At 29.5% G+C, this 15,150-nt stretch carries 13 protein-coding genes and 1 rRNA gene; 13 read left to right on the plus strand and 1 reads right to left on the minus strand.

Annotated elements, in window-relative coordinates:
• Window positions 1-105, minus strand: a 16S ribosomal RNA gene (locus tag FD728_RS02500); the annotation flags it as partial.
• Between the two features lie 1,049 nt (window positions 106-1,154).
• Here FD728_RS02500 and mnmG point away from each other — a divergent pair.
• The 13 genes from mnmG to pstS all read left to right on the plus strand — a co-directional run bounded on the left by mnmG (window position 1,155) and on the right by pstS (window position 15,131).
• Complete coding sequence (gene mnmG / locus FD728_RS02505; RefSeq protein ID WP_159934512.1) at window positions 1,155-3,032, plus strand: tRNA uridine-5-carboxymethylaminomethyl(34) synthesis enzyme MnmG; 1,878 nt, start codon at window positions 1,155-1,157, stop codon at window positions 3,030-3,032.
• Between the two features lie 516 nt (window positions 3,033-3,548).
• Entirely contained in the window at window positions 3,549-3,941 is a 393-nt protein-coding gene (locus FD728_RS02510; RefSeq protein ID WP_159934514.1) for an ATP synthase subunit I, read from the plus strand.
• Window positions 3,942-3,955: 14 nt separating this feature from the next.
• The gene (gene atpB / locus FD728_RS02515) at window positions 3,956-4,774 is read left to right on the plus strand and encodes a F0F1 ATP synthase subunit A (protein WP_159934516.1); all 819 of its coding nucleotides are present in this window, start codon (window positions 3,956-3,958) and stop codon (window positions 4,772-4,774) included.
• Between the two features lie 40 nt (window positions 4,775-4,814).
• Window positions 4,815-5,054, plus strand: a complete 240-nt coding sequence (gene atpE, locus FD728_RS02520; protein WP_159934518.1) for a F0F1 ATP synthase subunit C — start codon at window positions 4,815-4,817, stop codon at window positions 5,052-5,054.
• Between the two features lie 110 nt (window positions 5,055-5,164).
• Window positions 5,165-5,635: a F0F1 ATP synthase subunit B gene (atpF, locus tag FD728_RS02525; RefSeq protein ID WP_159934520.1), complete on the plus strand. Its 471-nt coding sequence runs from the start codon at window positions 5,165-5,167 to the stop codon at window positions 5,633-5,635.
• A 15-nt stretch (window positions 5,636-5,650) separates the two neighbouring features.
• A complete protein-coding gene (gene atpH, locus FD728_RS02530; protein ID WP_159934522.1) occupies window positions 5,651-6,181 on the plus strand; it encodes a F0F1 ATP synthase subunit delta in 531 nt (176 codons plus the stop codon).
• A gap of 15 nt (window positions 6,182-6,196) precedes the next feature.
• Window positions 6,197-7,738, plus strand: coding sequence for a F0F1 ATP synthase subunit alpha (gene atpA, locus FD728_RS02535; RefSeq protein ID WP_159934524.1), 1,542 nt, complete (start codon window positions 6,197-6,199; stop codon window positions 7,736-7,738).
• 46 nt (window positions 7,739-7,784) lie between these two features.
• A complete protein-coding gene (gene atpG / locus FD728_RS02540) occupies window positions 7,785-8,675 on the plus strand; it encodes a F0F1 ATP synthase subunit gamma (protein WP_159934526.1) in 891 nt (296 codons plus the stop codon).
• Window positions 8,676-8,704: 29 nt separating this feature from the next.
• Window positions 8,705-10,102: a F0F1 ATP synthase subunit beta gene (gene atpD / locus FD728_RS02545; RefSeq protein WP_159934528.1), complete on the plus strand. Its 1,398-nt coding sequence runs from the start codon at window positions 8,705-8,707 to the stop codon at window positions 10,100-10,102.
• A gap of 72 nt (window positions 10,103-10,174) precedes the next feature.
• On the plus strand, window positions 10,175-10,594 hold the full coding sequence (locus FD728_RS02550) for a F0F1 ATP synthase subunit epsilon (protein ID WP_159934530.1): 420 nt from the start codon (window positions 10,175-10,177) through the stop codon (window positions 10,592-10,594).
• A gap of 86 nt (window positions 10,595-10,680) precedes the next feature.
• Entirely contained in the window at window positions 10,681-12,054 is a 1,374-nt protein-coding gene (gene glmU / locus FD728_RS02555) for a bifunctional UDP-N-acetylglucosamine diphosphorylase/glucosamine-1-phosphate N-acetyltransferase GlmU (protein WP_159934532.1), read from the plus strand.
• Window positions 12,055-12,110: 56 nt separating this feature from the next.
• Complete coding sequence (gene glmS, locus FD728_RS02560) at window positions 12,111-13,943, plus strand: glutamine--fructose-6-phosphate transaminase (isomerizing) (protein ID WP_159934534.1); 1,833 nt, start codon at window positions 12,111-12,113, stop codon at window positions 13,941-13,943.
• A gap of 135 nt (window positions 13,944-14,078) precedes the next feature.
• Complete coding sequence (gene pstS / locus FD728_RS02565) at window positions 14,079-15,131, plus strand: phosphate ABC transporter substrate-binding protein PstS (RefSeq protein ID WP_159934536.1); 1,053 nt, start codon at window positions 14,079-14,081, stop codon at window positions 15,129-15,131.
• The last annotated feature ends 19 nt before the right edge of the window (window positions 15,132-15,150 follow it).

Here is a 15,150-nt window from a genome sequence, read left to right on the forward strand (position 1 = left end):
CCACTCGCCACCCAAAGAGCAAGCTCTTTTGTGCTGCCGTTCGACTTGCATGTGTTAGGCTTGCCGCCAGCGTTCAATCTGAGCCATGATCAAACTCTTCAATTTTAAAGTTTGTTTATTGTTCTGTGAATTAAAATTTGTAATAAAATTACGTATTTATTCATCAGAAATTAGACATTTTATATCTAAAAATATTGATATTACGCCTATAAGTGCCCACATCAAATTATATAATAAATTATTAAAGAACTATACAACATACTTTATTAAGTGTAGTCTATCCTAAACTTTTTATATAATCAATCAAGTATTTATTTTTAAAAATGCTTTTAAATTAAAAATAATATCTACTAATTAATTTTTTTGATAAAAAACAATTAAGTACATTAGTACTTTTTCTACTTCTATTTTAATAATTTTTTCTAGAACTAAATCACCTGAAAGAATTTTTTATGTTAGTAAGTTTTTAATATTTTGTTGAATAGTGTATATAAATAAGCAAAAATCATAAATTAGGTCGAAGGATATGGTTAACTATATTTTTTTAAATTAATATAAAAAATCAACCTCTATAGTTTTAAATAAATAACATGAAAATTTAATTATTTTCTTTAAGTTAATTAAAGTATATTCGTATAATACATGGTTAAGCAAGTTGATATTTTATATATTTATATTTTTGAAATAATATCACTAAAAAATTAATTTATATTTTTCCAAAAAAGTTATTTTCTATAAATTTATTTTTTTAAATTAACTTTATCCTAATTATAATATTGAAATTTAATTAATTAATGTCATTAACATTAGTAATCATATATATATCTTTTTTTTGTTTATGCTGTTAATTTTATTTATATGTAAATGAAGTTATTAAATAGTTATACAGATTAGTTTAACCTATTATCCACAACAATAGTTATGAAATAAGTGTTTATTATATATAAATAAAATACTTTATAATAAGTTAATGGTATATATAATAAACATTATATATACAATAAATCTATATATATATATATATATATAATAAATCTATATTGTTATTTGTTATATTGATTATAAATTTTTCATTTCTATTTTTTTATTGTATAGCAAAAAAATATTTTTATAAGTATGAATAAAGTTTTTGTCGAAATATTTATGAGGTTTTAATGGTTTATTCAAATCCTTTTGATGTTATCGTAATCGGTGGAGGACATGCTGGTACAGAAGCTGCAATGGCTGCTGCTCGAATGGGTAAAAATACTTTATTAATTACTCAAAACATTGATACTATTGGTAAAATGTCTTGTAATCCTGCAATCGGGGGCATTGGAAAAGGACATTTAGTCAAGGAAATAGATGCTTTAGGAGGCTTAATGGCGAAAGCTATTGATAGAGCAGGAATTCACTTTAAAATATTGAATATCAATAAAGGACCGGCAGTACGTGCTACACGAGCACAAGCTGATCGTGTTTTATATAGCCAAGCTATCCGTATAGCTTTATATAATCAGCCAAATTTAACAATCCTAGAACAAGTTGTTAAAAACCTAATTATAAAAAATAATAAAGTTCTTGGTATTGTTACCCAAATAGATGTGAAATTATATTCTAAAACTGTAGTTCTTACCTTAGGAACATTTCTTGACGGAAAAATTCATATCGGATTGGATAACTATAGTGGAGGGCGTGCAGGTGAGCCTCCATTTATTTCATTAGCACAATTTTTAAGATCATTACCTTTGAACGTTAATCGTTTAAAAACAGGAACTCCACCTCGTATTGATAAACGTACAATTAATTTTAATTTACTTGCTAGGCAAGAAGGAGATAATCCAGTACCTGTTTTTTCTTTTTTAGGTAAAGCATCTCATCACCCACAACAGGTTTCGTGTTGGATTACGCATACTAATAAAAAAACACATGATCTTATTCGTAATAATATTCATTTAAGTCCTATGTATAACGGTGTAATAGAAGGAATTGGTCCACGTTATTGTCCATCAATAGAAGATAAAGTTATACGTTTTAACGATCGTGATACTCACCAGATTTTTCTTGAGCCAGAAGGATTGACTAGCAATGAAATTTATCCAAATGGAATCTCGACTAGTTTGCCGTTTCATGTTCAAGTAGAAATTATACGATCGATAAAAGGATTAGAAAATACAAATATTATCCGACCAGGATATGCCATAGAATACGATTTTTTCGATCCACGTGATTTAAAATTGACATTAGAGAGTAAATTTATTCATGGTCTTTTTTTTGCTGGTCAGATTAATGGCACAACAGGTTATGAAGAAGCTGCTGCTCAAGGTCTATTAGCTGGGATAAATGCAGCATTACAATCTTCTGATAAAGATTATTGGATACCACGTCGAGATCAAGCTTATTTAGGTGTTTTAATCGATGATTTATGTACTTTAGGAACTAAAGAACCTTATCGTATGTTTACTTCTAGAGCTGAATATCGATTAATATTACGTGAAGATAATGCAGATTTACGTTTAACTGATATTGGACGAAAATTAGGTTTGATAGAGGATAAACGTTGGATACGGTATAATCAAAAGATTAAAACAATTGAGCTAGAACGTCAACGTTTACGTAATTTATATATACATCCTAAATCAAATAACGTTAAAGAAATAAATAGTATAATTAGTACACCTTTAATAAAAAAAGTTACTGGTGAAGATCTACTTCGTCGTCCTGAAATTAATTATAAACTATTAACTTCCGTAACACATTATGGCCCTTCACTTGAAGATACACAAGCAGCAGAACAAGTTGAAATTCAAGTAAAATATGAAGGTTATATTGCTCGTCAACAAGAAGATATTAATCGTCAACGTCGGAATGAACATACAGAATTACCTATAGACTTCGATTATTGTAAAGTAACAGGTTTATCAAACGAAGTTATTTATCAACTTAAAAAGTATAAACCATCTTCAATTGGACAAGCTTCACGTATTTCTGGTATTACTCCAGCTGCAATTTCGATTTTATTGATTTACATGAAAAAAATATCTATTAATTAATGAATGCAATTATTTTTTTTTTTTTTTTTTATAAAAGAAATAATATAGGATACATTAAAATTAATTGAATCAATTATGATAATAATAAATATTATGGCATTTAATTTATAATGTTTAATTTTATATACAAATTTAGCATTATATATAAATTAATTATAATAATTGCATTAATTAGTATATATAATACGTATATAATTATTTCATATTTATATACAATATGTAATGGTATATAAATATTTTATATAAATTGTGTAATTTTAAAAATATAAGTTTTTTGAATTAATTTTCATTGGAAATCGATTAGTTAAATTACTAGTTGTATTTATATAATTTTTATGTTAAAAATTAATTTTAAATATTTTTATATTAATAAAATTATATTAATTTATATTAAGTAATATATAAATTTGATAAATTATTTAGATAAAATTGACTATTTTAAATTTGTTAATTTAATATTGATTTATATCATTTTTGCTTATATTTTATCCTCCTTCTTTTAATATCAAATTATTAATGCCACATATCCTTTTTATTAGTATGAAATCAATACTAAAACTACTGTTTATCCAGTTATTTTTAATTGGTATAATAAGTACGTTTTTTTCTTTAAAAAGTATAAGCTGGGGGCTTTCTGCTTTAGCAGGTGGAGTAGCTGCTTGGTTACCAACTATGGTATTTATTTTTGTGTCTCAACATCTTAATATTTTTGTATTTAATCAAACTAAAATGCATAAAAAACTTATAGCATGGAATTTTGTTTTAGGAGAATTAATTAAAATATTTATGATGGTTATTTTTTTTATCGTGGCGTTAGTTGTATTTAAAGCTTTTTTTTTACCACTTATTATTACTTGGTTATTGATAATGATATTACAAATCATATTATTAATAGTAATACATAAATAAGGATTAGAGTTATTATGACCGTAAAAGAAATTTTAACGCCACAGAAATATATAGGTCATCACTTGAAGCATCTGCAATTGGATCTATGTCATTTAAAATTGGTAAGTAAACATGATTTACCAACAACGTTTTGGGTGTTAAATTTAGATTCTATGTTTTTTGCTATAGTGCTTGGATGTATTTTTCTATTGTTATTTTCTAAAGTAGCAAAATGTATTACCAGTGGTATTCCAACTAAATTACAGGTTGCTATTGAACTTATAGTAAACTTTGTTAATAGTAATGTTCAAGAAATATATCAAGATAATAGTAAACTTATTGCCCCTTTATCTTTAACAATTTTTGTCTGGGTTTTTTTAATGAATTTTATGGATTTATTGCCTATAGACATGTTACCATTTATCAGTCAACATTATCTAGGATTGCCTGCTCTAAGGGTAGTTCCGTCTGCAGATATTAATATTACTCTTGCTATGGCATTAAGTGTATTTATTCTTATTGTATTTTATAGTATAAAAATTAAAGGCATATATGGTTTTATTAAAGAATTAATACTGCAACCTTTTCATCATCCAATCCTAATTCCTATCAACTTAATACTTGAAACTGTTACATTATTTTCTAAGCCAATTTCACTTGGTTTAAGACTATTTGGTAATATGTATGCTGGTGAATTAATATTTATTTTAATTGCTGCTCTATTACCATGGTGGTCTCAATGGATATTGAATGTTCCTTGGGCTATTTTTCATATTTTAATTGTTTCTTTACAAGCTTTTATTTTTATGATTCTTACTATTGTTTATTTATCTATAGCATCTAAAAAACATTAATTTTAAGATGTATTTAATTAAATTAAAACTGGAGACTTTTATGGAACAACTAAACGTAGATTTACTTTATATAGCTGCAGCTGTAATGATGGGATTAGCAGCAATAGGTGCTGCTATTGGTATTGGTATCCTTGGAGGTAAATTTTTAGAAGGTGCAGCACGTCAACCAGATTTAATTCCTTTGCTACGGACACAATTTTTTATTGTGATGGGTTTAGTAGATGCTATTCCTATGATAGCTGTTGGTTTAGGTCTTTATGTAATGTTTGCTGTTGCTTAAATTCTAATAAAAGCTTTTTGTCTATTATGTCATTATAAATCTATTATGTTGTTTGAAATATACCAACAGAAAAAATTAGTTAATAAAATAATGATAAGGGATACTTTAGTATGAATATTAATGCAACAATTTTAGGACAGGTAATCGCATTTATCGTATTTGTTGCTTTTTGTATGAAATACGTGTGGCCTCCTATTATATTTAGTATTGAAAGACGCCAAAAAGAAATTACGGAAGCTATTGAATTTTCTGAACGTGCAAAGAAAGATTTATATTTGGCTAAAATAAATGCAACTGCAGAGTTAAAAAAAGCAAAAGATAAATCTATTTTTATTATTGAAGAAGCAAATAAACGTCGTATACAAATCATAGAGGAAGCTAAAACTGAGGCTAAATTAGAACACAACCGTATTGTTTCACAAGCGCAATTAGAAATAGAAGTTGAAAGATTACGTGTTTATGAAGAATTACGTAAACAAATTTCATTACTTACATTAGTTGGAACAGAAAAAATTATTGAACATGTTATTGATGAAAGTACGAATAGAAAAATAATTGATAAATTACTTGCCGAACTGTAATGAGGAAATAGATTAGTGTCCGAACTAATTACTATAGCTCGTCCTTACGCAAAAGCAGCCTTTGATTTTGCTGTTGAGCATAAAAAAATTGAACATTGGCAAGCTATGTTAGAGTTTGCTGTAAAAGTAGTTGGTAATGAACGTATATTAAATCTATCATATGCTTTATCGCCGAATTCTTTATCTTCATTTTTTAATGAAGTATGTGATGTTCATCTTGATCAATATGCTAAAAATTTAATTAAGATTATGGCAGAAAATAATCGTCTAATAGCGCTTCCATTTGTACTAGCACAGTTTATTAAACTACGTGACAGACACGAAATGACAATGTATGTTGATGTCATTTCTGCTAGTACACTAGACCATAGTCAATTGACTTCAATTAGGATTGCAATGGAAAATCGTCTATCACGTAAAATTGAATTAAATTGCAAAATTAATAAATCTGTAATTGCAGGTATTATTATACGCGCAGGAGATTTAGTTATTGATGGTAGTATACGTGGTCGTCTTGACCGTTTAGCAAATTTTTTATGTTTTTAAAGAGATTTGAAGCATATGCAACTTAATTCTAATGAAATTAGTGAACTTATTAAACAACGCATCACTCAGTTTAATATATCAAGTATATCTTATAATGAAGGAACTATTATATCTGTAAGCGATGGTATTATCCGAATACATGGACTTACTGATGTAATGCAAGGTGAAATGATAGCTCTTCCTGGAAATCGTTATGCTATTGCATTGAACCTTGAGCGTGATTTGGTTGGTGCCGTAGTTATGGGTAGCTATACTGATCTTAGTGAAAGCATGAATGTAAAGTGTACTGGTCGTATTTTAGAGGTTCCAGTTGGCAATAAACTATTGGGCAGAGTAGTAAACACTTTAGGTTTACCAATAGACGGTAAAGGAGTAATTAATCATGATGGTTTTTCGCCAATTGAAGTTATTGCACCTGGTGTTATTGATCGTCAATCAGTAAATCAACCAATACAGACTGGCTATAAATCTATTGATTCTATGGTACCAATCGGACGTGGTCAACGTGAATTAATTATTGGTGATCGTCAAACTGGAAAAACTGCATTAGCAATTGACACGATCATAAATCAAAATAATTCAGGTATTAAATGTATTTATGTATCAATTGGTCAAAAAGCTTCTACTATTTCAAGTATTGTTCATAAATTAGAAGAATATGGTGCTTTGTCTAATACTATAATTGTTGTCGCATCTGCTTCTGAATCTGCTGCATTACAATATTTAGCACCATATGCTGGATGTAGTATGGGTGAATATTTTCGTAATCGTGGAGAAGATGCTTTAATTATATACGATGATTTATCTAAGCAAGCTATAGCTTATCGTCAGATTTCTCTTTTACTACGTCGTCCACCTGGACGTGAAGCATTTCCAGGAGATATATTTTATCTTCATTCTCGTTTATTAGAACGTGCATCACGTGTTAGCGTTGCTTATGTTGAACGTTTTACTAATGGTAAAGTAAAAGGCAAAACTGGTTCGTTAACTGCATTACCTATTATTGAAACGCAAGCAGGTGACGTGTCTGCTTTTGTTCCAACTAATGTTATTTCCATTACTGATGGTCAAATTTTTTTAGAGTCAACTTTATTTAATTCTGGTATTCGGCCAGCTATTAATCCAGGTATTTCGGTTTCTCGTGTTGGTGGAGCTGCTCAAACTAAAATAATTAAGAAACTATCTGGCAGTATACGTACTGCATTGGCACAGTATCGTGAATTAGCAGCTTTTTCTCAGTTTGCTTCTGACTTAGACGATTCTACTCGTAAACAGCTTGATCATGGTCAAAAAGTAACTGAATTACTTAAACAAAAACAATATTCACCCATGTCAATTGCACAACAAGGTTTAATCCTTTTTGCTATTTCTAAAGGCTTTTTAGATGATATTAAACTGGAAGATATTGGAAAGTTTGAGACTACTTTATTAGAGTTTACACATGAAAAACATTTTGAAATTATGTCAGAAATTAATCAAACTGGTAACTACAATGAAGATATTAAAATAAAATTAGAAAGTATCCTAAAATCTTTTAAAGCAACTCAATCTTGGTAACATTTAGTAACTTGTTTATAATAGAATGTGATTCTTAGGAGAGCGCATGGTTAGTGCAAAAGAAATTCGTACTAAGATTGTAAGCGTACAAAGTACGAAAAAAATTACCAAGGCAATGGAAATGGTAGCTGCTTCTAAAATGCGTAAAACACAAGAACGGATGGTAACTAGTCGCCCTTATGCCAATAATATTCGGAAAGTGATTAATCACCTTTTATTAGGCCATTTAGAATATAAACATCCTTATCTATATCAACGTAAAATAATAAAAAATATTGGATATTTAATTATTTCAACTGATCGTGGTTTGTGTGGTAGTTTAAATAGTACCCTTTTTAAAAAATTATTGTTAGATATAAAACACTGGTCTGATAAAAATATCAAAAGTGAATTAGCCATTATAGGGTCTAAAGGTGTTTCTTTTTTTAATTCTATTGGTAGTAATATTGTTGCACAAATGACAGGCATGGGTGACAATATTTCATTATCAGATTTAATTGGTCCAGTAAAGGTGATGTTGGAAGCTTATAATAAAGAGCGTATTGATAGGCTATATATAGCCAGTAATGAATTTAATAATACAATGTCTCAAACTCCTATCATTACTCAATTATTACCGTTATATTTATTTAAAAAAGAACAAACAGAAATTCAAGCTAAAAAAGAAATTCAATATAAAACTTGGGATTATTTATATGAACCAGATTCAAAAAAGCTATTTGATATTTTACTAAATCGATATATTGAATCACAAGTTTACCAGAGTGTAGTAGAAAATTTAGCTAGTGAACAGGCAGCACGTATGATAGCTATGAAATCTGCAACTGATAACGGCGGTAACCTTATTAATGAACTGCAGTTAATATATAATAGAGTACGTCAAGCTAGTATCACACAGGAACTGAACGAGATTGTCTCTGGAGCTTCAGCAGTTTAAACAGGCAATGAATTAACATGGAGATCAAGATGGCAATTGGAAAAATTATCCAAATTATAGGTGCTGTAGTTGATGTTGAGTTCCCTCAAAAAGCGGTACCTAAAATATATAATGCTCTCGAAGTTAGGAATGATAATGCTCGTCTAGTATTAGAAGTTCAACAGCAATTAGGTGGTGGTGTAGTTCGTACTATAGCCATGGGTTCATCAGATGGTTTAAGACGTAATTTAAAAGTTATTGATTTAAAAAGACCAATTCAAATTCCAGTTGGTAAAGCAACATTAGGTCGTATTATGAATGTGTTGGGTGAACCAATTGACATGAAAGGTCAGATCAAAGAAGCAGATGGTAGTAAAGTAGAATTTGCTTCTATTCATCGCATAGCTCCATCTTATGAAGAACAGTTACATTCTCAAGAATTATTGGAAACTGGAATTAAAGTTATCGATCTTATGTGTCCTTTTGCCAAAGGGGGTAAAGTTGGATTATTTGGTGGAGCAGGCGTAGGAAAAACGGTTAATATGATGGAGTTAATCCGTAATATTGCGGTTGAACATTCCGGTTATTCAGTGTTTGCTGGTGTTGGTGAACGTACTCGTGAAGGTAATGATTTTTATCATGAAATGACTGATTCTAATGTGATCGATAAAGTGGCGTTGGTATATGGACAGATGAATGAACCTCCTGGTAATCGTTTACGTGTAGCATTAACAGGTTTAACAGTAGCAGAAAAATTTCGCGATGAGGGGCATGATGTATTACTATTCATAGATAATATTTATCGTTATACTCTTGCTGGTACAGAAGTATCTGCATTATTAGGTCGTATTCCTTCGGCAGTAGGGTATCAACCAACACTAGCAGAAGAAATGGGGGTATTACAAGAACGTATTACTTCTACTAAAAATGGTTCTATTACTTCTGTACAAGCAGTTTATGTTCCTGCTGATGATTTAACTGATCCATCTCCAGCAACTACTTTTGCTCATCTAGATTCAACAGTTACACTTAGTAGACAGATTGCTGCTCTTGGTATTTATCCAGCTGTAGATCCATTGTACTCTACTAGTCGTCAGTTAGATCCACTTATTGTAGGTCAAGAACATTATGATGTTGCTCGCGGTGTTCAATCTTTATTACAACGTTACCAAGAGCTTAAAGATATTATTGCGATTTTAGGCATGGATGAATTATGTGAACAAGATAAATTATTAGTAGCACGTGCTCGTAAAATTCAAAGATTTTTATCTCAGCCATTTTTTGTAGCTGAAGTTTTTACTGGTTTCTCAGGTAAATATGTAAAATTAAAAAATACTATTTCTGGATTTAAAGGAATCATACAAGGAGAATTCGATTATTTACCTGAACAGGCTTTCTATATGGTTGGTGATATTGAAGAAGCTATAGAAAAATCTAAAAAATTATAATAATAAATAATAATAAATAATAATAAATAATAATAATAATAAATAATATCTTCATAAATGAAGAGGAATAGAATGACTATTGTTTTTCACTTAGACGTAGTTAGTATTGAGCAACAAATATTTTCTGGTGCTGTTAATAGAATACGAGTTTCAGGTAGCGAAGGAGAAATGGGCATTCGTTACGGTCATACTCCTTTACTTACTACTATTAAGCCTGGTATGGTTTATATTATTAAAGAAAACAATGAAGAAGAATATATTTATTTATCTAGTGGTATAATGGAAATTCAGCCTAATATTACTACTATTTTAGCTGATACAGCTATTCGAGGTAAAGAGCTTGATGAAGAACGCGCTCTCACAGCTAAATTGAAAGCAGAAGAGAACCTTAAAAAAAGTCATGAAGATATTAATTATATTCAAGCATCTGCAGAACTAGCTCAAGCTATAGCAAAATTACGTATTATAGAGCTTATCAAAAAAGTAAAGTAATTACTAAGAATTTATATTATTAAAAATAAATATGATAAATAATTTGTATTATACACTAATTAATATTAAATTGAGTTAAAATAGTTATGTTTATAAATACGATTAGTGTAGTAATTTTAGCTGCTGGCAAAGGTACTCGTATTTGTTCTGATATGCCTAAGGTACTACATACTTTGGCAGGAAAACCAATGATTCAACATGTAATCGATACTACTACATCCTTAGGTGTACAGAATATTCATGTCGTTTACGGTCATGGTGGTAATTTTCTTAAATCTAATTTAATTGATAATACTCTTAATTGGGTATTACAATCAGAACAATTAGGTACAGGTCATGCCTTACTACAGGCTTCTCCTTTTTTCTCTGACGATGAAAATATTTTAATATTATACGGAGATGTTCCTTTAATTTCTAAGTTAACGTTACAGCGTTTATGTGAATCTAAACCGGATGGTGGAATTAGTTTACTTACTGTAATATTAAATAATCCAACAGGTTATGGTCGTATTATTCGCAAAGATAATATAATTACTGGTATTATAGAACAAAAGGATGCTTCACCAGAACAGTTAAATATTCAAGAAATCAATGCTGGTGTATTAATAGCTAATGGTAGAGATCTTAAGAATTGGTTGTCTCAAATAAACAATTTTAATAAACAAAATGAATTATATATAACTGATATTATTGCTATAGCACATCAAAATGGCCGCATTATTAAATCAGTACATCCAAGTGGCATTAGTGAAATTTATGGTGTAAATGATCGCTTACAACTTGCATTACTAGAGCGAATTTATCAACAAGAACAAGCAGAAGAATTATTATTATCTGGGGTTATGCTACGAGATCCAACACGGTTTGATTTGCGTGGTACTCTAGAATATGGTAGAGATATTGAAATAGATACTAACGTTATTATCGAAGGAAAGGTTATACTAGGAAATCGTGTTAAAATTGATACTGGATGTATTATTAAAAATAGCATAATAGCTGATGATTGTCATATTAGCCCATATACATTAATTGAAAATTCTAATTTAGCTAAAGCTTGTACTGTTGGACCATTTGTAAATTTACGTTCAAAAAGTAAATTAGAAGAGCAAGTTCATATTGGTAATTTTGTTGAAACTAAGAATGTTATATTAGGTAGTGGATCTAAAGTAGGTCATATGTCTTATCTTGGTGATGCAGAGATTGGTGCAAATGTGAATGTTGGTGCCGGTACTATTACTTGTAATTATGATGGTACTAATAAATTTAGAACTATTATTGGCGATGATGTATTTATAGGATCTGATAGCCAATTTATTGCACCAGTAACGATTGCTAGGGGTGTCACAGTAGCTGCTGGTACCACAGTCTTAAAAAATGTTACAGAAGATAATTTAGTTTATAATCGTAAAGAACAAAATGAAAAATCAGGATGGAAGAAGCATTCTATAAAAGAAAAATAGTTTTTGAATATCTATATAATATACCATAGTTAAGAGTTATAAATCAGAGAATTTATATGTGTGGAATTATTGGTGCAATAGCTCAGCGTGATGTTGTAGAAATTTTACTAGAAGGTTTAAGGCGTCTCGAATATCGTGGATATGACTCAGCTGGTTTAGCTGTAGTAGATAATCAAGGTCATATGATACGGTTACGTCGTTTAGGTAAAGTAAACAAATTAATCGAAGCTGTAAATAACCAAACATTGCATGGTAGTATAGGTATTGCACACACACGTTGGGCAACTCATGGTGAACCATCAGAAATTAATGCTCATCCACAAATTTCTGAAAATATAATTGTTGTTCATAATGGTATTATTGAAAATTATAAATTATTACGTAAACAACTTATTAATAAAGGATATGATTTTTTCTCTGAAACTGATACTGAAGTAGTAGCTCATTTAGTACATTGGGAGCAAATGCAAGGTGGTACGTTATGTGAGGTTGTAAAACGAGTAATTTTACAAGTGCAAGGTTCTTATAGTCTAGTAATTATGGATAAAAGAGATACTTCTATTTTAATAGCTGCACGGTCGAATAGCCCATTAGTAATTGGATGCGGTGTTGGTGAGAATTTTATCGCTTCAGATTTATTAGCATTATTACCAGTTACTCGTCGTTTTATTTATTTAGAAGAAGGAGATATAGCTGAAGTAACTCGTCGTGATATTATCATCATAAATCAAAATGGACAATTAGTAAAACGTACTGAAATTGAATCTAATGTAGAATATGATGCTAGTAATAAAGGAACATATCGTCATTATATAAAAAAAGAAATTTATGAACAACCAACGGCAATTAGAAATACTCTGACAGGTTGTTTAAAACAAGGTAAAATACTTCTAAACGAATTAAACTCTCATGCTGAAACTATATTAAAAAAAATAGATCATATTCAAATTATTGCTTGCGGAACTTCTTACCATGCTGGTATGGTATCACGTTATTGGTTTGAATCATTGGCTAAGATTCCATGTGATATTGAAATAGCGTCTGAATTTCGTTACCGTAAATCTATAGTACGCAAAAATAGTTTATTAATTACTTTATCACAGTCAGGAGAAACAGCTGATACATTAGCTAGTTTGCGTCTTGCAAAAAAGTTAAATTATCTTGGTTATTTATCTATTTGTAATGTCCAAGCATCATCTTTAGTACGTGAATCTGATTGGTCACTAATAACGAAAGCTGGTATTGAAATTGGTGTAGCTTCTACTAAAGCTTTTACTACACAACTTACTATCTTACTTATTCTTGTTGTAAAAATAGGATGTTTACATAATAATATACCAATGGAAATAGAATTTGAAATTATACGTGCATTACAGTCACTACCTAATAGTATAGAGCAAATATTAAAAAAAGATCATATATTTAAAAAGTTAGCAGAAGATTTTTCAAATAAAAATCATGTTTTGTTTCTTGGTCGAGGTAATCAATATCCTATTGCAATGGAAGGAGCACTAAAACTAAAAGAAATATCATATATTCATGCAGAAGCCTATGCAGCTGGTGAATTAAAACACGGTCCTTTAGCATTAATAGATGCCGATATGCCAGTAATTGTTATAGCACCGAATAACGAACTTTTAGAAAAATTAAAATCAAATATTGAAGAGGTACGCGCTCGTGGTGCTTCATTATATGTCTTTGCAGATCAATATGCAGGTTTTAGCAATAGTGATGGTATGAAAATTATATCATTACCTCATGTTGATGAGATTACTGCTCCTATATTTTATACTATACCACTTCAGCTGCTTTCATATAATGTAGCTTTGATTAAAGGAACTGATGTTGATCAACCACGGAACTTAGCAAAATCTGTTACTGTTGAATAATTTTTAAAAAAATAACTTTTGAAGCTAACTTTATTTTAGTAAGTCATTATAGCTTTCATAAGTATAATTTTACTGTAATTAAATACTCTTTTAAAAATTACTATATGATACTTAATTAGCTATTTGGAAAATAAAATGACATTATATAAAAAGATACATAAATTTTTAGTGCGTATCATTATTCTTAATTTATCAATAATTACATTATCTGTTTATGCAAGCACCGATCTAACTGGTGCTGGTGGAACATTTCCAGCACCAGTTTATACTAAGTGGGCTGTAGAATATCAACAGCTTACAGGTAGTAGAATTAATTATCAAGCCATCGGTTCTTCAGGAGGAGTGAAACAAATCATAGCTAAAAATATTGATTTTGGTGCATCTGATGTGCCAATGAAAGATAGTTTATTGAATAAAAATGGTTTATTTCAGTTTCCTACTGTTATAGGTGGTGTTGTATTAGCAGTTAATATTCCTGGAATAGAAATAGGACAATTGATACTTGATGGTAAAATTGTTGGTGATATTTATTTAGGTGTAATTAAAAAATGGAATGATCCAGCTATAACTAAATTAAATCCAAATCTTACTCTACCAAATACTAACATTAATGTGATACATCGTGCAGATGGTTCTGGTACTACTTCCGTATTTACTAATTATTTGTGTAAAGTAAATAAAGAATGGAATGATAAAGTTGGCAAAGGTAATATTGTTAATTGGCCGACTGGTCTAGGAGGAAAAGGTAATGATGGTGTAGCTGCTTTTGTACAACGGTTATCAGGTTCTATTGGTTATGTTGAATATACATATGTTAAACAGAATAATCTGAACTATACACAGTTGATTGGTGCTAATGGTAAAGCTGTTATTCCAAATGCAATTACTTTTGCGAATGCTACTAAAAATATCCAATGGAAAAAATCATTTACTAAAGATTTAACTTTTCAAAAAGGTAATAATGTTTGGCCAATTGTTTCGACTACATTTATATTAATATATAAAAATCAAATGGATATAGATAAAGGAACTGAAATATTGAAATTTTTTGATTGGGCTTATAAAAATGGTCGTGAGATAGCTACGTCATTACACTATGTTAATCTACCAGAAAATGTAATTTCTTTAATACGTACTGCTTGGAAAGCTAATATTAAAGATCGTTTTGGTAATGCGATTTTAAAGTAATAATTAAGTAGCACCGAAT

It is taken from the genome of Pantoea sp. Aalb (genome assembly GCF_009829985.1).
Taxonomy (GTDB): domain Bacteria; phylum Pseudomonadota; class Gammaproteobacteria; order Enterobacterales; family Enterobacteriaceae; genus SZZU01.